General features: G+C 48.2%; 20 protein-coding genes and 2 tRNA genes. 13 read left to right on the plus strand and 9 right to left on the minus strand.

All coding sequences use genetic code 11. The features are described from left to right. Nucleotides 1-10: 10 nt before the first annotated feature. A complete protein-coding gene (gene rnr, locus GGR41_RS10360; protein ID WP_167661778.1) occupies nucleotides 11-2,470 on the minus strand; it encodes a ribonuclease R in 2,460 nt (819 codons plus the stop codon). A gap of 137 nt (nucleotides 2,471-2,607) precedes the next feature. Between rnr and GGR41_RS10365 the strand changes: the two genes are divergently transcribed. The 7 genes from GGR41_RS10365 (at nucleotide 2,608) to GGR41_RS10395 (ending at nucleotide 10,103) form a co-directional block, all read left to right on the plus strand. Further along, nucleotides 2,608-2,692, plus strand: a tRNA-Leu gene (locus GGR41_RS10365). A 594-nt stretch (nucleotides 2,693-3,286) separates the two neighbouring features. Beyond that, nucleotides 3,287-4,822, plus strand: coding sequence for a Re/Si-specific NAD(P)(+) transhydrogenase subunit alpha (locus tag GGR41_RS10370; protein ID WP_167661779.1), 1,536 nt, complete (start codon nucleotides 3,287-3,289; stop codon nucleotides 4,820-4,822). Between the two features lie 22 nt (nucleotides 4,823-4,844). Then, entirely contained in the window at nucleotides 4,845-6,221 is a 1,377-nt protein-coding gene (gene pntB / locus GGR41_RS10375; RefSeq protein ID WP_167661780.1) for a Re/Si-specific NAD(P)(+) transhydrogenase subunit beta, read from the plus strand. A gap of 123 nt (nucleotides 6,222-6,344) precedes the next feature. Continuing rightward, nucleotides 6,345-7,226: a glycine betaine ABC transporter substrate-binding protein gene (locus GGR41_RS10380; protein ID WP_167661781.1), complete on the plus strand. Its 882-nt coding sequence runs from the start codon at nucleotides 6,345-6,347 to the stop codon at nucleotides 7,224-7,226. Between the two features lie 78 nt (nucleotides 7,227-7,304). Further along, nucleotides 7,305-8,507 carry a quaternary amine ABC transporter ATP-binding protein gene (locus tag GGR41_RS10385; protein ID WP_167661782.1) on the plus strand — a complete coding sequence of 401 codons (1,203 nt, stop codon included), beginning with the start codon at nucleotides 7,305-7,307 and terminating at the stop codon, nucleotides 8,505-8,507. Continuing rightward, the gene (locus GGR41_RS10390) at nucleotides 8,504-9,352 is read left to right on the plus strand and encodes an ABC transporter permease (protein WP_209279800.1); all 849 of its coding nucleotides are present in this window, start codon (nucleotides 8,504-8,506) and stop codon (nucleotides 9,350-9,352) included. Before GGR41_RS10385 ends, GGR41_RS10390 begins: the two co-directional genes overlap by 4 nt. A 151-nt stretch (nucleotides 9,353-9,503) precedes the next feature. Beyond that, entirely contained in the window at nucleotides 9,504-10,103 is a 600-nt protein-coding gene (locus GGR41_RS10395; protein WP_167661783.1) for a YceI family protein, read from the plus strand. 49 nt (nucleotides 10,104-10,152) lie between these two features. Here the strand turns inward: GGR41_RS10395 and GGR41_RS10400 are convergent, their stop codons facing one another. Then, complete coding sequence (locus GGR41_RS10400; protein ID WP_167661784.1) at nucleotides 10,153-10,581, minus strand: GNAT family N-acetyltransferase; 429 nt, start codon at nucleotides 10,579-10,581, stop codon at nucleotides 10,153-10,155. A gap of 9 nt (nucleotides 10,582-10,590) precedes the next feature. Then, nucleotides 10,591-11,085 carry a HugZ family pyridoxamine 5'-phosphate oxidase gene (locus GGR41_RS10405; protein WP_167661785.1) on the minus strand — a complete coding sequence of 165 codons (495 nt, stop codon included), beginning with the start codon at nucleotides 11,083-11,085 and terminating at the stop codon, nucleotides 10,591-10,593. Between the two features lie 19 nt (nucleotides 11,086-11,104). On the opposite strand from GGR41_RS10405, the gene bioF reads away from it, so the two are divergent. Genes bioF through GGR41_RS10430 form a run of 5 tightly spaced genes read left to right on the plus strand, consistent with a single transcriptional unit; the run spans nucleotide 11,105 to nucleotide 15,787 of the window. Continuing rightward, the gene (gene bioF, locus GGR41_RS10410) at nucleotides 11,105-12,259 is read left to right on the plus strand and encodes an 8-amino-7-oxononanoate synthase (protein WP_167661786.1); all 1,155 of its coding nucleotides are present in this window, start codon (nucleotides 11,105-11,107) and stop codon (nucleotides 12,257-12,259) included. Nucleotides 12,260-12,291: 32 nt separating this feature from the next. Next, nucleotides 12,292-12,960 carry an alpha/beta fold hydrolase gene (locus GGR41_RS10415; protein ID WP_167661787.1) on the plus strand — a complete coding sequence of 223 codons (669 nt, stop codon included), beginning with the start codon at nucleotides 12,292-12,294 and terminating at the stop codon, nucleotides 12,958-12,960. Further along, nucleotides 12,953-13,732, plus strand: coding sequence for a malonyl-ACP O-methyltransferase BioC (gene bioC / locus GGR41_RS10420; protein WP_167661788.1), 780 nt, complete (start codon nucleotides 12,953-12,955; stop codon nucleotides 13,730-13,732). The genes GGR41_RS10415 and bioC overlap by 8 nt, the downstream gene beginning before the upstream one ends. Then, on the plus strand, nucleotides 13,729-14,433 hold the full coding sequence (bioD, locus tag GGR41_RS10425) for a dethiobiotin synthase (protein WP_167661789.1): 705 nt from the start codon (nucleotides 13,729-13,731) through the stop codon (nucleotides 14,431-14,433). The genes bioC and bioD overlap by 4 nt, the downstream gene beginning before the upstream one ends. Beyond that, nucleotides 14,426-15,787, plus strand: a complete 1,362-nt coding sequence (locus GGR41_RS10430; RefSeq protein WP_229711193.1) for an adenosylmethionine--8-amino-7-oxononanoate transaminase — start codon at nucleotides 14,426-14,428, stop codon at nucleotides 15,785-15,787. Before bioD ends, GGR41_RS10430 begins: the two co-directional genes overlap by 8 nt. Before the next feature lie 7 nt (nucleotides 15,788-15,794). On the opposite strand, the gene dbpA is transcribed toward GGR41_RS10430, so the two are convergent. Next, nucleotides 15,795-17,180 (minus strand): ATP-dependent RNA helicase DbpA, encoded by a 1,386-nt coding sequence (gene dbpA, locus GGR41_RS10435; protein ID WP_077732971.1) that lies wholly within the window; start codon nucleotides 17,178-17,180, stop codon nucleotides 15,795-15,797. 131 nt (nucleotides 17,181-17,311) lie between these two features. Here dbpA and GGR41_RS10440 point away from each other — a divergent pair, with 131 nt between their 5' ends. Then, complete coding sequence (locus tag GGR41_RS10440) at nucleotides 17,312-18,322, plus strand: PTS sugar transporter subunit IIC (RefSeq protein ID WP_167661790.1); 1,011 nt, start codon at nucleotides 17,312-17,314, stop codon at nucleotides 18,320-18,322. Here GGR41_RS10440 and GGR41_RS10445 read toward each other — a convergent pair whose 3' ends face one another. From GGR41_RS10445 to selA, 5 genes are all read right to left on the minus strand, one after another. After that, nucleotides 18,323-19,006 carry a peptidoglycan DD-metalloendopeptidase family protein gene (locus GGR41_RS10445; RefSeq protein ID WP_167661791.1) on the minus strand — a complete coding sequence of 228 codons (684 nt, stop codon included), beginning with the start codon at nucleotides 19,004-19,006 and terminating at the stop codon, nucleotides 18,323-18,325. It abuts the gene before it with no gap. A gap of 155 nt (nucleotides 19,007-19,161) precedes the next feature. After that, nucleotides 19,162-20,220 carry a selenide, water dikinase SelD gene (selD, locus tag GGR41_RS10450; RefSeq protein ID WP_167661792.1) on the minus strand — a complete coding sequence of 353 codons (1,059 nt, stop codon included), beginning with the start codon at nucleotides 20,218-20,220 and terminating at the stop codon, nucleotides 19,162-19,164. 64 nt (nucleotides 20,221-20,284) lie between these two features. Then, nucleotides 20,285-20,380: transfer RNA gene (locus GGR41_RS10455), tRNA-Sec, on the minus strand. Beyond that, nucleotides 20,380-22,320 carry a selenocysteine-specific translation elongation factor gene (gene selB, locus GGR41_RS10460; protein ID WP_167661978.1) on the minus strand — a complete coding sequence of 647 codons (1,941 nt, stop codon included), beginning with the start codon at nucleotides 22,318-22,320 and terminating at the stop codon, nucleotides 20,380-20,382. Before selB ends, GGR41_RS10455 begins: the two co-directional genes overlap by 1 nt. Next, complete coding sequence (gene selA / locus GGR41_RS10465; RefSeq protein ID WP_167661793.1) at nucleotides 22,317-23,738, minus strand: L-seryl-tRNA(Sec) selenium transferase; 1,422 nt, start codon at nucleotides 23,736-23,738, stop codon at nucleotides 22,317-22,319. Before selA ends, selB begins: the two co-directional genes overlap by 4 nt. Between the last annotated feature and the right edge of the window lie 5 nt (nucleotides 23,739-23,743).

The raw sequence follows: 23,743 nt of genomic DNA on the forward strand, positions 1-23,743 counted from the left end.
TTAAATGATCTTAACGACGAGAACGTTTTTTTGCTTTGCGTGTTGCCGCCCGTTCATCAATGGCGGCTTTGCGTGCTGCTTTTCTGGCTGCAGCACGACGCTCGCTGGCTGTGCCTTTTAGGTCTTTGGGCTTAGCTGAGGCGGCTTTTTTATGGTTACGACCAGGGCGCTCTTCGTCTTTGGATTTTGTTAACGTTTTAAAGCCCGTGCCTTCGACCAAACGAAAATCAATTTTACGCGTTTCGAGATTGACACGAGCAACCTGTACTTGCACGGCATCTGTTAGCTTATAGCGTATGCCCGTACGCTCGCCGCGTAAGTCATGGGTGGCTTCGTTAAAATTGAAATAGTCTGAACCTAGCTCTGAAATATGCACCATCCCTTCGACATACAGCGCATCTAAGGTAATGAAAATACCAAATGGGGCAACCCCAGTGATTTTTCCGCTGTACACCTCGCCCACATGGTCTTTCATGAAGTAGCATTTTAGCCAGGCCTGTACGTCATAAGAGGCTTCGTCGGCACGGCGCTCGCGCGCTGACAGCACAATACCTAAGCGCTCCCACAACGACTGCTCACGCTGGTTACGCGTGAGTAGCTCATCGCCTTCCTCGGGGGGCAGATCTGGCACGTAACGTTTTGACTTCAAAATACTTTTAATTACACGATGCGTGAGCAAATCGGGGTAACGGCGTATAGGAGAAGTAAAGTGGGTATACAGTGGATAGGCCAAGCCAAAATGACCGCTGTTATCAGGGCTATAAATGGCTTGCTGCAACGAGCGTAAGCACATTGTTTGGATGATCTCGAAGTCAGTGCGCCCTTTGGCTTGCTCAATTACTTGCGCAAAATCGGCTGTGGTGGGCTCGTCTCCGCCCCCAAGCTGTAAACCAAGCGTACGTAAGTATTCCTTGAAGGCTTGAAGCTTTTCCACAGTGGGCCCTTCGTGCACCCGATACAAACCTAAACGCTTGTGTCGTGTCATAAAGTCAGCCGCACACGTATTGGCTGCCAGCATGAATTCTTCGATTAGTTTATGGGCATCGTTACGCACTAAAGGCTCGATGCGTTCAATACGACCTAAATCATTGCATACGATTTTGGTTTCAACCGTATCGAAATCAATAGCGCCGCGCTCTTTGCGTTGCGCATGTAATACGGTGAAGAGCTCGTAGCTGCTTTGAACCATAGGGTAGAGTTCGGCTAGCTGTTGTGCCGCAGGCCCTGATGGCTGCTGTAGTGCATCCCAGATTTGCGTGTAGGTCGTACGCGCATGCGAGTGAATGACTGCGGAATAAAACTGATAAGCCGTGACCTTACCTGTGCGAGCGCCCTCGCCTGCTACCACCATATCGCACACTAACGCCAAACGGTCTGCGCCCGGATTTAGTGAACAAATACCGTTCGATAGCGCCTCGGGCAGCATGGGTATAACACGACGCGGAAAGTACACACTGGTGCCGCGCTCGAATGCGTCCTCGTCAAGTGGTTCTTTAGGCTTTACATAGTGACTAACGTCAGCAATAGCCACCAACAAGCGCCAACCTTTGCGGTACGTTTTACCACGACCGATGTTAATTTCCTCGCAATACACAGCGTCGTCAAAGTCGCGCGCGTCTTCGCCATCGATGGTAATAAAAGCCAAATCGCGTAAATCGATGCGCCCTTGGAAATCAGCCGGTTTGACTTGCTGAGGAATTTTAGCGGCTTGTTTTAACGTAGCATCGGAAAAATCAAGCGGTACATCGAACTTACGCACCGCAATTTCAATTTCCATACCTGGGTCATCAATTTCACCGAGGACTTCGATAATGCGGCCTTGAGGTTGCACATGGCGTGCGGGTTGCCGAGTGATTTCAACCGTCACCACCTGCCCTGGGCGCGCTTGCGCAATGTCGGCGGGCGCAATAAAGATATCGTGCTTAATACGCTGGTCTTCGGGAGCAACAGTAAATATGCCATGTTCTCGGTGTAAGCGCCCCACTAAACGATTGGTAGAGCGCTCGAGAACCTCGACAATCGAGGCTTCGGGCTTGCCGCGGTATTCGCCGTTGTGACGAACTAAGACACGGTCGCCGTGTAGCACGCGTGTCATTTCATTGGGCGATAAAAATAAATCTGGCCCTTGTTTGTCGTCGCGGATTAAAAAGCCAAAGCCGTCGCGGTGGCCCTGAACGCGTCCAGAGATAAAGCGCGTGGTTTGGTTGAGCTTAACGCGTTGTTTGGCATCAAGCAGAAGCTGCTCGTCGCGAACCATTGCCATAACGCGTTTCTCTGCACCTAATGAAAGAGGATAAGCAATATGTAATTGCTGAGCTAATTGCTCTAGAGAAATGGCTTTAGATTGATCGCGTAAGCAATTTAGGATGTCTTCACGACTTGGGACGTAAGGGTCAAAGTCGGGCGGTAAATCATAGCGGTCCAAACCCTCGTCCAGATCATGATTAGGAGTAGTGTTTTTTTTGGTCAAAGGGGACTTCCATTTTGAAAAAGGTGAGTTTATAATTTTTTTACTGTCTATTTTACCGTTTTTTTTACCTAAACAGTAATTGATACAACGACTATTGCAACAGCTTTTTGCTGTATACCCATAGCATACAACGATATGCCCAGGTGGCGGAATTGGTAGACGCGCACGGTTCAGGTCCGTGTACCGCAAGGTGTGAAGGTTCGATTCCTTTTCTGGGCACCATCTTTTTCTTGTTTCTCCTCTATAGAAAACACCAAAGAAACCAAACCCGTATGGTTTGTCGGTTTCTTTTTTGCGTTTCAATCAAGCTTACTATAGCTGGGTCTAGAGCTCCAGCCTGACCTTTTCCTTGCCATCACTATCTCTTCTGTAGGCTTGGTTTTGCAAAAGCATTTTTTCATGGGTAGAATTATCAGCTTCTCACGGTAGGTGTGATTAATTTATGCTGCCTTTAAGGTAGTCGTCTTTTTCTACCGTGTTTGTTTACGGATGGTACGCAGAATTCACCCACCCCCGAGTTCTGGCCCTAACCATTCCAAGTTGGCACACTTAGCCAGCAGCGCTAAAGTAGAGGTGTCACTTCTGTTTACCCCCTTCACAGAACATCAGGCCACGAATTGTTGTCTATAAAGTAGGCAAAGTGGCCTGTTTGTTGTGCTTTGCCATCATTGGCATGGGAAAATAGTCGTATCTATATAGAAAACAGACGCGCTATAAAGCCATGTGCTTATATGATTTAGTCTATAAAAATAACTTGCTGCAGCGCACAATACATTAAGAATAATTTTTTACATTTGTTTATTTAAAGGGCAAAAAATGAGGATAGGCATTCCTAAGGAGACACTACCCGGTGAAACACGGGTAGCGGCTACCCCAAAAACCGTTGAACAGCTTATTAAATTAGGCTATGAGGTCTGTGTCGAGCACGATGCAGGTCAACTAGCCTATTTTGATGATCAGGCGTACATGGCTGCAGGTGCAACCGTGGTCGACACCGCCACAGCATGGTCTGCTGCAGTCGTATTTAAAGTCAATCCGCCTCAACTCAATGAGGTGAACCTACTGCAAGCTGAGACGGTATTAGTCAGTTTTGTGTGGCCAGCGGCTCAACCCGAACTGGTGAATGCATTGCAAGCTAAAAACGTGACCACACTGGCTATGGACATGGTGCCACGTTTATCGCGTGCTCAAGCGATGGATGCGTTGTCCTCCATGGCCAATATCAGTGGATATCGGGCAGTGGTCGAAGCCGCTAGCGAATTTGGTCGTTTTTTCACTGGCCAAATTACGGCAGCAGGTCGCGTTCCTGCCGCCGAGGTATTGGTGATTGGGGCGGGTGTGGCAGGCTTATCTGCTATTGGCGCAGCCATGCAGCTAGGTGCAATTGTTAAAGCATTTGATACTCGTCTTGAAGTGGCAGAGCAAATTCAATCCATGGGCGGCGAATTCCTAAAATTGGACTTTCCTGTCCAAAACACCGGCGCTGGCGATGGGTATGCCACCACCATGAGTGACGAATTCATTGCTGCCGAAATGAAACTGTTTGCACAGCAGGCTAAGCAAGTCGATATCATCATTACGACAGCCGCCATTCCAGGCAAACCCGCCCCTGTTCTCATCACTAAAGACATGGTTGACAGCATGAAACCGGGTTCTGTGATCGTGGACTTAGCAGCACCTACTGGCGGCAACTGTGAATACACCGTGCCTGGCGAAATGATCACGACGGCAAACGGTGTCAAAGTGATCGGCTATACCGATTTAGTGAATCGCTTGCCAGGGCAATCGTCTCAGTTGTATTCAACTAACTTAGTAAACCTTATTAAGTTAGTCACACCTAACAAAGACGGTGCCTTAGTGCTTGATCAAGACGACACCATCGTACGCAATATGATGGTGACGCATGATGGCAACCTTATGTATCCGCCTCCTGCTATTCAGGTGTCTGCTGCTCCCAAAGTCGCTCCTCAGCCAAAAATAGTAAAAACCCCACCTAAGCCGATTCCGTTATGGAAAAAGTGCATTCCTCTTGGTGTACTGGCGCTGTTGTTCTTATGGTTAGGCGCTAACGCCCCCGCGGCCTTTTTAAATCACATGATTGTGTTTGTTTTGTCGTGTGTGGTTGGGTATTACGTGGTGTGGAATGTCACGCATTCATTGCATACCCCTTTGATGTCCGTCACCAATGCTATTTCCGGCATTATTATCGTCGGCGCCCTTTTGCAAATTGGACAAGGCAACGGTTTTGTCTCTGTTCTGGCTTTTATTGCTATTTTAATTGCCAGCATTAATATTTTTGGCGGCTTTTATGTCACACGACGTATGCTAAAAATGTTCCGCAAAGACAACTAATAAGCACTGGAGTTTACCTATTATGTCTCATGGTTTAGTCACAGCGGCTTATATAATTGCTGCGGTGTTATTTATTCTTAGTTTGGCTGGGTTATCACGCCAAGAATCGGCGAAAAATGGTAATTTATTTGGCATTGCCGGCATGGCCATTGCCCTGATCGCCACCATATTTAGCGATCACGCCTCTGGTTTTGCTTGGATCATTATCGCCATGCTGATTGGGGGTGCTATAGGTATCTATAAAGCCAAGCGTGTCGAAATGACCGAAATGCCCGAATTAATCGCTTTACTGCATAGCTTCGTCGGTATGGCAGCCGTACTGGTAGGCTATAACAGCTACTTTAATGCGCACACGGTTGCGCCAGACATGCACACCATCCATTTAGTAGAGGTGTTTGTCGGCGTGTTTATTGGCGCCATTACGTTTACTGGCTCCTTAGTGGCTTTTGGTAAGCTCAACGGCAAGATTTCCAGCAAACCCTTACAGCTTCCTTTTAAACACGGTTTAAATTTGGCTGCATTGGTTTTGGCCGCCCTACTGCTGCTGTGGTTTATGAAGGCAGATGGCTCTGTCTTTGCTTTATTTTTGATGACACTTATTGCATTTGCCTTTGGTTGGCATTTGGTCGCCGCCATTGGTGGGGCCGACATGCCAGTCGTAGTGTCTATGTTGAACTCGTACTCAGGCTGGGCTGCCGCCGCGGCTGGCTTTATGCTGGAGAATGACCTGTTAATTGTCACAGGTGCATTAGTCGGGTCATCAGGGGCTATATTATCGTATATCATGTGTCAGGCAATGAATCGCTCGTTTATTTCCGTGATTGCAGGTGGCTTTGGCTCTGAAGGCGGTTCGAGCACAGGGGCTGATATTGAAGGAGAGCACCGCGAAATCCAGCCCGTAGATGTGGCTGATATGTTGAAAAACGCAAAATCTGTGATCATCACCCCCGGCTATGGCATGGCCGTAGCCCACGCACAAAATACCGTAGCGGAAATTACCGATATGTTACGTCGCCAAGGGGTTCAAGTGCGTTTTGGGATCCATCCCGTCGCAGGACGCTTACCTGGACACATGAACGTTTTGCTGGCCGAAGCCAAAGTCCCCTACGACATCGTGCTGGAAATGGATGAAATCAACGATGATTTTGCTGAAACCGATTTGGTTTTGGTCATTGGCGCCAACGACACCGTCAACCCAGCTGCGGCCACAGACCCTACAAGCCCTATTGCAGGCATGCCCGTGTTGCATGTGTGGGAGGCACAAAATGTGATTGTCTTCAAACGCTCTATGAGCTCTGGTTACGCTGGGGTACAAAACCCGCTCTTTTTTAATGAGAACAGCTATATGTGTTTTGGAGATGCCAAAGCGACTCTAGAAAACATTCAAAAAGCCCTCTAAAAAAAGATACACTGCGTTACAAAGCCCTTTACCCCCCCGAGTAAAGGGCTTTTTTTATCTAGTTCACCATGGTAAGGTTTAACAACGCTAATCATTCGATCACGAATTATTACAGGAATAATCATGTATCCCATAACTAATTTTACGCACCGTTTACGCCAAGTCAGCGCTGCAACCTTACTTGGCTTTGGCTTAATCAGTGCAGGGGTAGCCCATGCTGCCGATGCTAAAGACAGCGTGCATCTCGCCTACGTCGAGTGGTCCTCTGAGGTCGCTTCAACGAATGTCATGCGTGTGCTATTAGAAAAAGCAGGCTTTGATGTCAAGATGAGCTCTTTATCTGCAGCCGCCGTTTGGCAAGCGATTGCCACCGGCGATGCGGATGCCACATTAGCAGCTTGGTTACCCACCACGCATGCAGACTACTACGAACGCCTTAAAGATAAAATTGATGATTTAGGCCCGAATTTAGATGGCACTAAACTCGGTTTAGTTGTGCCCGCTTATACCGAAGCCAGTACTATTGATGACTTAAATGCTAAGGCCAGTGATTTTAATCGCGAAATCATCGGTATTGACCCAGGCGCCGGGTTGCAAAGCCTCACCGAGCAAGTCGTTAAAGACTATAAGCTTAAACTACGACTGCGCGATGGCAGCGATGCCACCATGACAGCTGCCCTATCGAATGCCATTAAAAATAATGAAGACATTGTCGTGACGGGTTGGACGCCGCATTGGATGTTTGCACGTTGGGATCTCAAATACCTCGAAGACCCTAAAAATGTGTACGGTGGTGCTGAACAAATTCATACCATTGCACGCAAAGGCCTAAAAGAAGACCTGCCCACGGCTTATGCGATTTTAGATCAGTTTGAATGGACCCCAGACGATATGGGTGAAATTATGCTGATGAACGAAGAGCCCAATAGCGACCCGTACGCCAATGCAAAAAAATGGGTTGAAGATCATCCTGAGAAGCTAAAAAAATGGCTGGCTTCTGAATAATCTCTCTTTCTATGACTAAGGTTACGGTATAGATAGGCTGTATCGTAACCTCAGACTTACGCACCCTACTTGTGTCTGATGAACGATCAAAAAATTAAAATTAAAGTGCGTAACCTCAGTAAAGTGTTTGGATCACAACCAAAACGTGCTCTGGAATTACGCCAACAAGGTCTAAAACGACCTGAAATTCTTGAAAAAACAGGCCAGACTTTAGGTCTGTATAACATCAACTTTGATGTGTACGAAGGGGAACTACTCGTTATTATGGGTCTATCTGGCTCAGGGAAGTCCACCTTAATTCGCTGTTTAAATCGGTTAATCGAGCCATCTACTGGGCAAATATTTATTGATGACGAGGAAATCACCCACGCGTCAGAGAAAAAATTACTTGAAATGCGTAGGCGGTTTTTTTCTATGGTATTTCAAAACTTTGCCCTGTTTCCGCATCGCACCGTTTTAGAAAACGTGGAATTTGGCTTAGAAATTCGTGGTATAGCCAAAGCAGAACGAACTGCTATTGCTCAAAACACCTTAGAGCAAGTGGGCTTAGAAAACTGGGCAAACGCGTACCCAAATCAATTGTCGGGCGGTATGCAACAACGCGTAGGCATTGCTCGCGCTATTGCGAATGATGGGGGCGTGTTACTGATGGACGAAGCATTTTCTGCTTTAGATCCGCTAATTCGCAAAGACATGCAGCAAGAACTTCAAGAGCTGCAATACCGCACCAAAAAAACCACTATTTTTATCACCCATGACTTAGACGAGGCCTTAAACATTGGTGATCGCATTATTTTGCTAAAAGACGGGGAAATTGTGCAACAAGGCACTCCAGAAGACATTCTGACTCAGCCAGCCGATGAATACGTAGCACGCTTTATTGAAGGGGTGGATAAAACACGAATCCTCAGCGCTAGCTGTGCAATGCGCCCGGTACGTGCTACGGCTCGCCCCTCAGATGGGCCCCACACCACTGCACGTAAAATGCGTGATAATGATGTGGAGATGCTGTTTGTACTGCAACGTGACCGTCGCCTCGTGGGGCTTATTGACAGCGCTGCGTTGAAAGCGGCATTACGTGATGGTGCCAGCAGCATTGAAAACTACATCTCTACTGATGTGCTCACTGTTACTCCTGACGAGCCTTTAAATTCTATTTTTGGATTATTTGGAGACCGCAGTATTCCTCTGGCTGTACTTAATGACCAACACCAGCTGTTAGGCGTCATTGTTAAAGGTGCCGTCTTAGATGAGCTTGCTAAAGCCGGAGAGCCGTTATGATGTCTATTCCATCGCTTCCCCTTAGTGCATGGATTGACTCCGCACTCAATTTTCTGACTTCCCATTTTGCAGGGCTAACACGTAGCATCGCACGATTCACAGAAAATGCATTGGATCATTTAAATGATGGTTTACTGTTTTTACCTGAGTGGTTGTTAATTGCTTTAGTGGCCCTACTATGTTGGCGTGCGTCCGGCTGGCGCTTAGCATTAGGCTCGGTTTTAGGTCTAAGTCTAATATGGAATTTAGGGTTATGGATGCCGACTATCCAAACCTTAACACTAGTGGTCTTTGCGACATTAGTGGCCGTTTGTATTGCTTTACCGATTGGTATCGTGGCTGCACTCTCTAATCGGCTCTATCGCTTAGTCATGCCGTTATTGGATTTTATGCAAACCATGCCTGCCTTTGTGTACCTCATACCGGCCATTCCGTTTTTTGGTATCGGGTCTGTGTCCGCGATATTTGCTACCGTGATTTTCTCTATGCCGCCTGCGATTCGCCTTACTATATTAGGCATTCGCCAAGTCCCGATCGACTTAATCGAGGCAGCGGATGCGTACGGTGCTACCCCTATGCAAAAATTAGTGAAAGTCCAACTGCCCCTTTCCTTGCCTACGATTATGGCTGGGGTTAACCAAACGATTATGCTGGCCTTGTCCATGGTGGTGATTGCTGCCATGATCGGAGCCGATGGCTTAGGCAGTGAGGTATGGCGTGCCATTCAACGCTTACGCCCAGGTGAAGGCTTTGTTGCTGGTATAGCAGTCGTTATCTTAGCGATGATCTTAGATCGATTGACTCAGTCCTTACAACGACGTAAAAAAGACCAATCTTCCGAGTAAACCTTTAGGCCCTATCGTTGACGATAGGGCCAAGTGTTAACTAGGGGCAAAATATGCATCACGTGCTAGCCCTATTACATCACGCTTACTGGGCATCTTATACTACAAGCTAACTTAGACGCCGCTGTCATCCCATTATTAGGAGACTCTTATGAAAAAAAAGCTAACTACGCTCGCCCTATTAGGTGGCTTAATCGCTAGTCCCTTTGCTTGGGCCGACTGGAAAGTCAATGAGGCACAGTCTCATTTTACTTTTCAGTCAGTTAAAGCAGCTCAAGTTGGTCCCGATGCCGCTACAGAGGTACATCGTTTCAAACGCATTGAGGGTAAGCTAAAAAAAGACGGCTCCTTCGAGCTTACTCTTCCTATTAAAGGGCTCGCAACGGGCATTGAAATACGTGATGAGCGTATGATGGAAATGCTTTTTAATTCCTCTGCCTACCCTACCATTCAGGTTAAAGGCATGGTTGACGCGGCTTACCTAAGCGGCCAACAGCCAGGGCAGTTTAAAGACGTTGATGTCGAGGCTGAACTGACCATTCTTGATCAGACCCACCCTGTAAAAACCACCTTACGTTACACTGCCCTAGATAACGATCGCTTTATGGTCAGTACGTTGGACCCGATTATTGTTAATGGCAATGACTTTACACTCACTGAAGGTATTGTTAGTTTGCGCGAAATTGCTAATTTGGCCTTTATTTCGCATACAGTACCCGTGAATTTTGATCTGGTTTTTGATCAAGACTAATTTTCACGACTAGAAAAACGGAGCGTAGGCTCCGTTTTTTTCATGGGCCTTAGAGGTCACAACGCATCATCCGATGGTCAATATACGCGTCTTGATAGACCTCACCAAACGCTTGAAAACCGTAAATTTTATAAAAATCGATGGCCTGCAGTTGAGCAGACAAAAATACGGTACTATCCCCTCTTTTTTTGGCCTCTTGCATAAGAACAGTAAGGATCTGTCCTCCTAAGCCTTGACCACGATGACTGGCTTTGACCGCCATCCGCCCGATGTGGGCGTTGGGCAAGAGCCGTCCGGTCGCCACAGGCTCGCCTAAAGGGGCGTACACCACAGCGTGGATGCAATGTGGGTCGAATTCATCAAGCTCTATTTCAGCAGGCACCTGCTGCTCTTGCACAAACACCTCAAAACGAACAGCTGTCGCATCGTGTTTTAAATCAGACCAAGCGCCTATCACGCACTTTTCTCTACCGGTCATAGCTATTCCTTATAACGATTCGAGTAAGGCTTCAAACTGAGTCACTTTTAAATTACGTGCAGCGCCAAAACCGGCAACTAGTCGCAACTCAGTCGGACGCAAACGCACCAGATGGAAGTCGGCAAAATCAAACATAAACGCTGCCTCTGGAAAACGCTCACTATACGTATTTTTAGCATGATCAAAGTCTGCTGCGTGGCTTTTTTTTTCAATAAATTGGGCATGGACTTGCATGCTTAAACGCACAAGTGCATGAACCGGCCCTGAAACCGGTTCAGCCTCAGTTACCATTAGTGACACATCTTCGCTATTTTGCGCTAAGTTCGCTCTATGTACAGCTAATTCGCTTATATGTATCAAAAACCCTTTTTCTCTTGTATCGATTGCATACGGAACCAAAGATAAAAAAGGACTATGCTTTGCGTTGACTGTCGCCAAGCTAGCTAGGCGCTGGTGCGTCAATAGTTGACGCACCACCTCATACCATTCTTTGTCATGTTTCATCGTCTTTTACATATCGGTTATGTTTGATCGTATTCATCAGCGTCTTCAACGCCAAACTCAACAACAGCGCCAAAGAGAGCGGCTGGTGCTTAATGCCCCACCGTCTGGGCTAACGCGCATTGGGCACAAAGAGCTTGTTAATTTCAGTTCGAATGACTATCTAGGCTTTGCCCAGCACCCAGCCGTCGTTCATGCATTAGAAGTGGGTGCAAAACGTTGGGGAGTCGGCGCTGGCGCCTCGCATTTGGTGTCGGGTCACAGTCAAATCCATGAAGATCTGGAACAAGCCTTGGCAGCGCTTACTCAACGCCCTAGAGCACTACTATTTAGTAATGGCTACATGGCTAACCTTGCTCTCATTAGTACCTTAATGGAAAAAGACGACACCGTGTTGCATGACCGATTAAATCATGCGTCGCTTTTTGATGGCACCCTATTAGCAGGATGTCGCTTCTTGCGTTACCAGCATCTGGATATGACCAGCCTAAAACAACGATTGGCACGAGCGCAAGGACACTGTTTAATCGTAACAGATGGGGTTTTTAGTATGGATGGTGACACGGCCCCACTCCGAGACCTAGTACAAATCAGCCGCACTCATGAGGCGATGCTGATGGTTGATGATGCGCATGGCATAGGTGTGCTGGGTCCACATGGGGCCGGGTTACTCGAACAAGAGCAGCTTAGCGTTAACGAGGTGCCTATTTTGATGGGTACGCTGGGCAAAGCACTCGGTACAGCTGGTGCTTTTGTTGCTGGCTCGGAAACATTAATTGAGTATTTAATACAGTTTGCACGCCCTTATATTTATACGACGGCCAGCTCGCCAGCTATGGCTTACGCCACACTGACTGCGCTTGAGCTACTCGAAAAAGAAGCTTGGCGTCGGACGCATTTAAAAGACCTAATACACCATTTCCAAAGCACGGCGACCGAGTTGGGCCTTACCATTCAGCCTAGTCAAACGCCCATTCAACCTGTTGTGATAGGCGATAACACCACCACCCTGCGGGTCGCGCGCGCCTTGCGTGAACACGGGTTTCTAGTCGGGGCTATTCGCCCACCTACCGTTCCCGAGCATACCGCTAGGCTGCGCATCACGTTATGTGCTGATCATCGTCCAGAACATATCATCGCGCTCTTACAGACGCTTTCTCGTTTACACACTTCATAATGCGTTCTTTTTATTTATTAAATGGTTGGGCGATGAGCGCGGCTGCGATGGCACCGTTGGCTGAAGCATTGACTCCGCTGGGTCAAGTTACTGTGCTCTCGCTCTCTGACTACATGCAAGCCTCTGTAGAGCAAAGTCTTGCGCATTTAACTCGTCTCATTCCACCCCAGACGCATTTAGTGGGGTGGTCGCTAGGCGGGATGCTGGCCACACAGTTGGCTACCCGAGGTAATTACTTGTCAGTAACACGCTTGGGAGCCAATTTACGCTTTGTGGCGAGCCCAACCTGGCCCTGGGCGATGAGCCAAAACGAGTTCAACGCTTTTTATGAGCGTCAAATGGCATTTCCTACGCGCAATCTTAAACAATTTGAAAGACTGTGTTGGCAAGGGGCCAGCCACTCAGAGAAGGCCACACATACCCTAGTAGATCTAAACGCCGATGCGCAGCACCTGAGATGGGGTTTAGATACTTTAGCTCAGCTCGACAACACTCAGGCGCTGAATCAAACAACTATTCCTCAACTGCATGTGTTTGCCACACACGATGCACTGGTGCCTGTTGCCGTTCATTCCCATATTCAAAATTACTGGCCGCACATTCACTCTGTTCAGGTTGCTGGTTGCCATGCCTTCCCTGTCCAGTCACCGCACGCTGTTGCTAGAGTCATTTACTCTTTTTTGCACGATCATCATGCCTAATTCGTATAAACACGCTGTTGCTCAGCGCTTTTCAGCGGCAGCCTCTCGTTATGACCGTGTTGCTCACTTGCAGCGATTGGTTTGCGATACGTTAATTGAAACGATGCCGCCCTCTTTAGACGCCCAGCAAATTATGGATTTGGGTGCTGGCACCGGTTATGCCAGCACAGCACTACAGCAGCGTTTTCCGGGAAGTCAGTATTGGGCCGTCGATCTAGCCGAAGGCATGTTGCGTTATATGCATCAACATGTGGCTGCCAAGGCCTATGTCTGTGCCGATATGGAATGCCTTCCTTTTGCCCCTAACTACTTTGATTTAATTATTAGCAGTCTTGCCGTGCAATGGTCATTAAATTTTGTGCAAAGTCTGGAGCAATGCTATGCCTGTGTGCGCTCTGGCGGAGTGATGCAATTTAGCACCGTACTAGAAGGCAGTTTAAGAGAGCTAAAACAAAGTTGGGCGTCGGTAGACGACGGCCCCCATGTGAACCGTTTTCGCACCCGTAACGACTACCTATCGTTATGCCACCAAAGCCAGTGGCAAATAATCGCGGTTGAACAGCGTCGTTATTGTTATTTTTATGACCACGTTAAACACCTACGTCAAGAGCTCCGTGATCTAGGCGCTAACCATATTCACGGGAACCTTCAGACTCACCTGGGCGCACGTCGACGTTGGCAACAACTTATTGATGCCTATGAACATTACCGTACCTCTAATGGCCTACCTGCAACGTGGGACATTCTTTATATCACTTTACAAAAACCATGATCACACCTCAGGCCTATTTTATTACTGGCACCGATACCGAAATAGGAAAAACCACCATTGCGGCGGCGTTATTGTACGACGCTAAACAACGCGGTTTTAGCACGCTGGCATGCAAACCCATCGCATCTGGAAGCATGCTCACGCCCGACGGTTTACGTAATGATGACGCATTGCAGTTACAGGCACAGTGCTCTGTGGCGGTTCATTACGATGAGCTCAACCCGTTTGCTTTTGAACCGGCCATTGCCCCCCATCTTGCGGCGCATTACGCTAACCATTCGCTTGAACTAGGCAATCTAATCAACGCTACACAGCGAGTCTTAGCGTATCAAGCCCAGCTTACTGTTATAGAAGGGGCTGGGGGTTGGCATGTGCCAATTAATACTCAACACTGTCTATCCGATGTGGCAGCCGCCCTGCAGTTACCTGTGATTTTGGTAGTGGGGTTGCGACTAGGCTGCATAAATCATGCTTTGCTCACAGCGGAAGCCATTCGCCATCAAGGCCTAACGCTTTCTGGCTGGGTAGCTAACCTCGCCCCCCGACAGGACACCATCACAAACCACACGATCGCTTTCCTACGCCAACGCTTGGGCGCACCATGTTTGGGTGTGGTACCCCAATTAGAGACACCGTGTCCTACTGAGGTCGCTCGTCATTTAGATACCTCTTTACTTTTTAATACCGAATGCTATGTCTAATTTGTCACCTAATGCGCAGTGGATGCAAAGAGATTTCAATGTGCTTTGGCACCCCTGCACGCAAATGAAAGACCACGAAGTGTTACCTATTATTCCTATCCGACGCGCTCAAGGTGTGTATCTGGAGGACTTTGAGGGCAATCGCTATTTAGATGCAATCAGCTCTTGGTGGACCACTTTGTTTGGCCATTGCCACCCTTATATTAATGAACGCGTGAAACAACAAGTGGATCAGCTTGAGCATGTGATGCTAGCCGGGTTTAGTCATCAACCAGTAATTGAGCTTTCAGAACGACTCGTCATGCTTACCCCTCCTGGCTTAGAGCGCGTGTTTTATGCCGACAATGGGTCATCTAGCATTGAAGTCGCTCTCAAAATGAGCCTGCACTATTGGCGTAATCATGGCCAAAGTAAAAAAAATCGCTTTGCCACTATTCGCAATGGTTATCATGGCGAAACCATTGGCACGATGTCCGTAGGTGATATTGCTTTATATACCGATACCTACAAAGCGCTGCTTTTTGATTGTTTTAAAGTTCCGAGCCCCGATTGTTACTATCGAGCAGAGGGTCAAGACTGGGCCAGTTACAGCCAACACATGTTCGAGCCTATGGAAGAACTATTGGCTACCCATCATCACGAAATTGCAGCAGTCATTCTTGAGCCATTAGTTCAAGGGGCCGCAGGCATGCGTATGTATCACCCCATCTATTTGAAACGATTGCGTGAAGCCTGTGATCGGTATGGTGTGCACTTGATTGTGGACGAGATTGCGGTAGGCATGGGGCGTACAGGTAAACTATTTGCTTGTGAGCACGCTGGCATTAGTCCTGATTTTATGGTGTTGTCAAAAGGTCTAACCGGGGGGTATTTGCCTTTGGCCGCAGTGCTAACCACCGAGACCATTTATCAGGCGTTTTACGACGACTATGAAAAAATGAACGCTTTTTTGCATTCTCATACTTACACTGGCAACCCGTTAGCGTGTGCTGCCGCGCTTGCTACGTTAGATTTATTTGAACAACAGGATGTACTGGGCAATAACCAACTATTAGCCCAGCATATGCACGATGCTACACGTCATCTGCATGACCACCCTCATGTGGGTGAAGTGCGGCAAACGGGCATGATACTGGCTATTGAAATGGTCAAAGAAAAAGCAAGTAAAACGCCTTTCCACTGGAAAGAGCGCCGTGGCTTAAAAGTATTTAATTATGCATTAAGCCAAGGGGCGTTATTGCGTCCGTTAGGCAATGTGATTTATTTTATGCCGCCTTACTGTATTGAACCGCAGCAAATTGATCAATTAAGCGCTATTGCTACAGCGGGCATTGAGCTAGCGGTTCAAACCTAAGGGCTAGTTAACTATTGCGTACAAAATGCATCTTAAACCGTTTAGCTTTGATGCCCGATTGGCTTAGGCGACGAACGGCTTGATCTGCTACCTCTTGAGCAAGCGCCACATGAGTGACCACCATGCCTACATTGATCTTGCCGACATGCTCTTTGCTTAGCCCGGCGTCGCCAGTTAGCGCACCCAGAATGTCACCGGGACGCAATTTGTCGCGTTTGCCACCGACAATAACCAGCGTACGCATGGGGGCGGCCTGTACAGTTGTCGTGGCGCTTGAGCTAGGTAAGGCTTCAGGTGTGATAGGACCAAAACGCTGGGCTAAGGCTTGCATAAACGCCTGGTCGTCTGTATCAAACAGCGTTAATGCGGTACCCGTTTGATCTACCCGACCGGTGCGCCCGATACGGTGTACGTACACGTCGACCTGATGCGGCAACTCGACATTTAGCACCAAAGGAAGCTGTGCAATGTCTAGCCCCCGCGCCGCCACATCCGTTGCCACTAATACCGTACAACTGTGATTAGCAAATTGGATTAAGACCTCATCACGATCGCGCTGGTCTAAATCGCCGTGTAAAACCAATGCACTAAAACCTAAACTACGTAAGTAGTAGGTTAATGCGTCGCTGTTTGCTTTGGTATTACAAAACACCAACGCCGAGGTGGGCTGAAAATGATTAAGCAACGTCACCACCGCATCAAAGCGATCGTTTTCTGCTACCTGATAAAAGTGAGAAGCGATTTGATTCGCACTGACTTGGCTTTCCACTGTAACGTGTACAGCGTCTTGTACAAAAAGCGTTGCGTCTTTACCTATGGTGTCGGGATACGTCGCAGAAAAAAGAAGGGTTTGGCGCTGTCGTGGACATTGGCTGACAATGTGCGCCATTTCATCGTAAAAACCCATATCGATCATACGATCGGCTTCATCCAAAACCAATGTGTTGATTGTCGCCAAATCGATACTTTGGTGATCGATGTGATCTAGCACTCGACCTGGTGTTCCTACAATAATATGAACACCATGCGCTAAAGAATCGACCTGACGCTGTATTGGGCTGCCCCCAGTAATGACAATAACTTTGATATTAGGGATGCCCCGTGCCAAACGACGCAATTCCTCGGCCACTTGGGTCGCTAGCTCTCGGGTTGGGCATAACACCAACGCCTGAGGCTGCACGCGCTCGGGGTTCACATGTTGTAAAAGCCCCAATCCAAAAGCAGCCGTTTTACCACTGCCTGTTTTCGCTTGCGCAATGACATCTGTCCCTTCGAGAATTAAAGGAAGGCTTTGAGCTTGGATAGGAGTCATTTGCTTGAACCCGAGCTGAGCAACGGTTTGAAGCAGTGCCGGCTGTAAAGGAAGCTCGGAAAAAGAAGTCATAGCAGTCATGAAAACACCTTAATAATAGATTTTCCTATTGTATCGCGTTCACTACACTTTCGACTAAAGCTACTTAAACATTCTTTATCCCTCTACAATAAGACACCTCCATTAATTATGCTCAAAATGAGTTTAAAGACATGCGCGAATTTTTAGCTCGTAAAAACATTTCTTTTTCTTTGCAGCGTTATGGCATTGAAACCATGAATTATATGACCTTGGGCTTATTTAGTTCACTGATCATCGGTTTAATCTTAAAAACGGTGGGCGGATGGTTAGATTGGGATTGGTTAATTGAAGTCGGCACGCTCGCCCAAGCAGGTTTAGGTGCAGCCATAGGGGTAGGAGTCGCCTACGGCTTGCAAGCCCCCGCTATGGTCATTTTTAGCAGTGCGATGGTAGGGTCTTTAGCTATCAGCGTAGGTGGCGGCCCAGTAGGCGCTTTTGTTGCTGTTGCCATAAGCAGCGAACTAAGCAAGCTGGTGCATAAAACCACCCCCTTAGATATTATTGTCACCCCTGCCACCGCATTAATTAGCGGCATGTTTGTCGCACAAATGGTTGCCCCCTATTTAGGTGAATTGATGCGCGCTACAGGGCAAACTATTGAATGGGCGATAACATTACAACCTTTCTTTATGAGTATAGTGATAGCGGTCGTAATGGGCATGGTGTTAACAGGCCCCACCTCGAGCGCGGCCGTAGCGATCTCTTTAGATTTAGGGGGCTTAGCAGCCGGCGCTGCCACGGTGGGCTGCTGTGCACAAATGATAGGTTTTGCTGCCATGAGCTACAAAGACAATGGCCCTTCTGGCACGCTAGGTGTTGGCCTTGGAACCAGCATGCTGCAGCTACCAAATATTATTCGCAACCCCTTAATTTGGGTGCCACCCATTTTAACCTCAGCACTGCTTGCCCCCATTGGCACACTGATATTTGAGTTAAAAAACATACCCACTGGTGCGGGCATGGGCACCAGTGGATTGGTTGGACAAGTCGGTACCTTAGCAGCAATGGGGCAAGATACATCCGTGTGGATAGCTATAGGTCTGATGCATTTTATTTTGCCTGCTGTTTTATGCTTAAGCATGAGTTGGTGGATGCAAAAGCGCGGCTGGATACAACCCGGCGATTTACGTTTACGTACCTAACTATTTAGCGGGTAAATGCGGTATTACATCGACCGCTTTTCCATTAAAGCGCAGCTCAAAATACAATTGGGTTGCTGTGGTATCGGTACTGCCCATCGAGGCAATCGTTTGACCTTGTTTTACGGATTGGCCTTCTTTGACGTTCAATGCCTTGTTATGCGCATACACACTAATAAAGTTAGTGTCATGACTGATAATGACCATATTGCCATACCCACGCAACCCATTTCCTGCATACATCACCTTGCCTGCTGCGGCCGCTTTAATAGGTTGACCTTCGCTACCACGAATAAAAACGCCTTGGGAATGGGCCCCTGTACCTTTTCTGTGACTGCCAACAGTAGGCCACACCAGATTAATGCGTCGTGGCGCTGGCACTGATTTGGCAGTGGTTTGACGAGTCGGCTGAACGGTTGAGCTGCCCGCATCTGCCGTCATGCCAGCAGAACCAGTAGATGCTGCTCCGCCTTTGACGCGCAAAAGCTGTCCAACTTCGATTTGATTAGGGTTGCGAATATTATTGGCACGCATGAGCTGATTGACTGATTGGCCATGTTGGCGCGCAATTTTAGTCAAGGTATCGCCTCGTACTACGCGATAATAGCCCTCACCTGCTGCTTTTTTAGGATTGGAACCACAGGCAGCCACCAAGATGCAAAGTAAAAGCACCGACAGAAAACGCATTATTTATCCTCTTTGTTGTACTTTTTAAGCCATCCATTCAACCATACCATTAGTCTGACTGCCAAGTCATTTTACGGAATCTAATAAATGCGTTCTGGACTACATAAAAAAACCCAGAGCTTTAGTGCTCTGGGTTTCAAAAAAAGCATAACAAATTATTTCACAATGACTTTAGCAGGTCCTGCTACGACTTGACCAATTTGAGCGGCATAGTCAAACCCCTGGCTATGGAGGTAGCTTAAAACCTGAGTGGCTTGCTCTGACGCACAGGAAATAAGTAGTCCACCTGACGTTTGTGGGTCGGTTAACAAGGCGCGATCTGTGTCAGTGAGCGTCTCTGCTAACTCGATATGTGCCCCATATGCATCCCAGTTGCGCTGAGAAGCGCCCGTAATATACCCTTGAGCGGCTAGATCTTGGACGTGGGGCAGCCAAGGCAGTTGGTCTTGCTTTAGCTCGATCGTTAAGGCAGAGCCGCGTGCAATTTCCCAAGCATGGCCTAACAAACCAAAACCTGTGACATCGGTCATGGCATGCACCCCAACCCACTGGCCCAGCGCAACACCCGGGGTATTGAGTTGGGTAGTGCTTTGAATCATGGCCTGATAGGCTGCGTCGGGTAGCGCATTTTTCTTAAAGGCAGCCGACATGACACCAACACCAAGCCCTTTGCTAAGAATGAGCACATCGCCCGCACGAGCCTCGGCATTTTTACGTACGTGCTGAGGATGCACGAGCCCCATCGCCGCTAAACCATAAATAGGTTCGACCGAATCAATAGTATGGCCCCCCGCGATAGGGATGCCTGCGGCTTGGCATACGTCTGCCCCACCTTTAAGAATCTGTGCAATATCGTCTTTGGATAAGGTGTTGATGGGCATACCTACTATGGCTAGGGCCATAATGGGGGTACCACCCATCGCATACACATCCGATAACGCATTGGTGGCCGCAATGCGCCCGAACTGATATGGGTCGTCGACCACAGGCATAAAAAAATCGGTGGTTGCTATCAGTGCTTGCTCGTCATTGAGTTGATACACCGCTGCATCATCGGCGGTATCGGTGCCTACCAGTAAATTAGGGTAAGCCGACATAGCAGGCATAGAGGCTAACAACTCAGACAACACCCCAGGCGCAATTTTACAGCCGCAGCCACCACCATGCGCTAATGATGTTAATCGAGGAGTTGGCGAAGAAGAGGTATTTGACATGAAAGACTCCGAAACTCGAATAGCAAGGCAAAGCACGTTGCACTTGTAAGGTCAAATAATGAGATGGCGGAAAGCAGCAGGAGTCGAACCTACCTAGGAGTGTCTAACACCCCCAACTGGGTTTGAAGCCCAGCCGCATCACCAGACACGAATGCTTTCCTATGAATCTAGACCACGCTCTAGGGTGGTTTGATTAAAAACGGTATTTCCTGGACGGATTAGATGTTTATCCCGTAATCGACGAGTATAACCAATTCTTTCGAAAAACTCTAAAATTTGTATCGTTCGTTTGCGCCCTAAGGCTAAGCTATCGCGAAACTCGGCTGCTTTGACGCCATTTGGCTCGGCCAATTCGGCTAGACGAGCGGCTAGTTCTAAAATGGCATCACGATGATAGTATAAATCGCGCACCACTTGGTAGACGACGCCTTGGCGCACCAGCTTACGCCCTAAAGCACGTAATTCATCCTCGGGCACTTCTAAGGTCTGGGCCATATCCCGCACCCACGGTGGGTTGTAACGCCCTTCATGGCATAGCCGAATCAACTGCAAAGCAATGGCTTCTTCTTTGGGACTGAAACTGACCGTATGGCCACTAAGCCTATACCATGGTCCATTAAGTGCCAGACGTTGACGCTGTAGCAGCTCATGCAATGCACCAAACCAAAGTGAGTCTGGCGCTCGAGGAGCCACCATACGTCGCAAACGCGCCGCCTCTACTCCTGGCTCATCGGGATAGCGTTCATGGGTTTCAGCAAGTACGGTTTCAATCCGAGCTAATAATTGCTCCCAGGCATTGTTATGGATTAAGACTTGTGCGGTGCTCGAACGTGGCGCGCTTACCCATAGCGACTCGGCGGGTAACTCGAGCTGAGTAGGCTCGGTGGCCGTTAGTCTATGTAAAAAAGACTGATCGAGCCCATACGGAGCTTGACGTAATAGGGGCGCGATTCCTTTGCCATCTAAATACGTTTCTACGGCGTCTAGCCAAGCAAGTCGAGCTAAAGAACGTCGTTTACGATCTGGTGCATTGGCATCTAGGACTTGGCCCCCGCCAATGGTTAATTTGGCTTGCGCATTGCGGACAATGAACCTGTCTCCGGGCATAACGCAAACGGGCTCATCAAACACAAGTTGGGCGAATGCGGTTTGATTCGAGCGGATAAGATCTTGGCTTAATGGCACCACATGGGCCACGTAATGCGCAGCCCCCACATGTACATGCACTGGCGTCCATGTTTTAAGAGTGGTGTCACCATAAGCCAATAGCTCTAAACGTACATCAATATGCGTGCTTGGCACAAAGCAGCGGCTATCCGCAATCCAATTGCCACGTTCGATTTCTTCTTTAGCTATTCCGGCTATGTTTAAGGCGCAACGCTGCCCTGCTTTAGCTACTGGGCTGGGGGTGTTTTGTGCATGAATACTGCGTATGCGAACTGCTTTGTTTTGTGGCATTAAACGCAAATGGGATTGATCATCTTGCACAGCAATTTGACCCGAGTGAACGGTTCCGGTTAAGACCGTGCCCTGCCCTTCAAGCGTAAACACGCGATCCACAGCCAAGCGAAAAAGCCCCTGTGAATGGCGCTGAGCCACGGCCATGGCTTGATCTTCTAAATGAGCCTTAAGGGCTTCAATGCCCTGGCCCGACAAGCTGTCCGTTTCAAAATACAAAGCATCAGCTAAAAACGTGTGCTGTAGAAGCTGCTGTAAATCGTTTTTGAGTTGTTGGATGGCCTCGGGATCGGCCCGATCGGCTTTATTGATTACCACACTGCCACGTTTCAACCCAAGCAGTGACAGAATGGCAACGTGTTCGTGAGTTTGTGGCATGATGCCGTCATCGGCTGCTACCACAAGCAATGCATAATCAATACCCGTTGCACCGGCCACCATGGTGTGCACGAGGTTTTCGTGCCCGGGTACATCCACAAAACCTAATACGTCACCATTAACCAAAGGCGTGTACGCATAGCCCAACGTAATGGTGATGCCTCTTTGTTTTTCATCATCAAGACGATCCGTATTGACGCCCGTTAAGGCCCGAACCAATGCGGTTTTACCATGGTCAATGTGACCTGCTGTACCCACAATCATGCTAGCGCTTGACTCCACTGAGCTTGTAATAAAGGAATATCCACATCACGCAAACAACGCAGATCTAAATAAAGCGTATCGCGATGAATCCGACCAATAACGGGACGGGGCTGCATACGTAACCAATTTTCTATTTTAATAATGGCACTGCCCGCGCGCCCTGAGCCAACGAATTGCACCACCAAGCCATAACTAGGTAATACATCTACCGGCATTGCGCCGCTGCCTATTTGGCTAAACATGGGCTCGACGGCCACGTCGTACTCGGCCCCTAACGCGTTCTGTAGTAGAGGCTGCAATACCTGCGCCTGTCGTTTCATTTCAGCCTGAGGGCGTGTGAATAAAGCTAACGTAGTGAGCTTTTCTGCCAAAAACTCTGGGCTACGATAAAGCGCAAGGACGGGCTCAAGCGCCGCTAAGGTCAGCTTACCTACGCGTAATGCTCTTTTTAGTGGGTTTTTCTTTAAGGCGCGAATAGAGTCTTTGCTACCCACAATAATGCCTGCCTGGGGCCCACCTAAAAGTTTATCGCCACTAAAAGTGACCAAATCCGCACCCGCCTGGACGGTTTGTTTAACGGTGGGCTCAGAGGGCAAGCCCCATTTAGCTAAGTCCACTAAGGTACCACTGCCTAAGTCGACGGTGGTAGGAATGCCTTTTTGACGCCCGATTTGCACGAGCTCGTTAAGACTGACCTCTTTGGTAAAACCCATCACAGCGTAATTACTGCAATGAACTTTCATCAGCATAGCGGTGTTTTCAGTAATAGCATCAGCATAATCAAAGGCATGCGTACGATTCGTGGTACCTACCTCGACCAAACGAGCACCAGCCCGTTTCATAATGTCAGGAATACGAAAAGCACCACCAATTTCAACGAGTTCACCCCGAGACACCACCACTTCTTTTTCTTGAGCAAAGGTGCTGAGCATCAGCAATACAGCTGCGGCATTGTTATTTACCACCGTTGCGGCCTCTGCCCCCGTGAGTTCACATAACAAGGCTTCGACCAAATCGTCTCTATCTCCGCGTTTACCAGTTTCTACATCAAACTCTAAATTTGACGGCGTGGTTAAAGCGGTTACGACGGCATCAATAGCGGCGTCAGGTAATAAAGCGCGCCCGAGATTGGTGTGCAACACAGTCCCTGTTAGGTTAATCATGGGGCGCAGTTTGGGTTGCAAATCATGCTGCAGTTGCCGTGCAAACTGTTCGGCTAATTGAGAAAGCGCTAAGTCTGCATGACGTAATTTTTGTGCTAGTGCGCGTTGGCGCAGTTGTGCTTGAAAATGCCTCAAGTGCTGAGTCACTAACGTATGGCCGTGCTGCTGCGTTAAGGCTTGAATCGCAGGTAACTGCAACAAACGATCAATAGAAGGTATGTGCGCGGCTTGCGCTAATAAATCAGATTGAGGCATGAATA

Origin of the sequence: Paenalcaligenes hominis (assembly GCF_011927625.1) — a bacterium.
GTDB lineage: Bacteria > Pseudomonadota > Gammaproteobacteria > Burkholderiales > Burkholderiaceae_B > Paenalcaligenes > Paenalcaligenes hominis.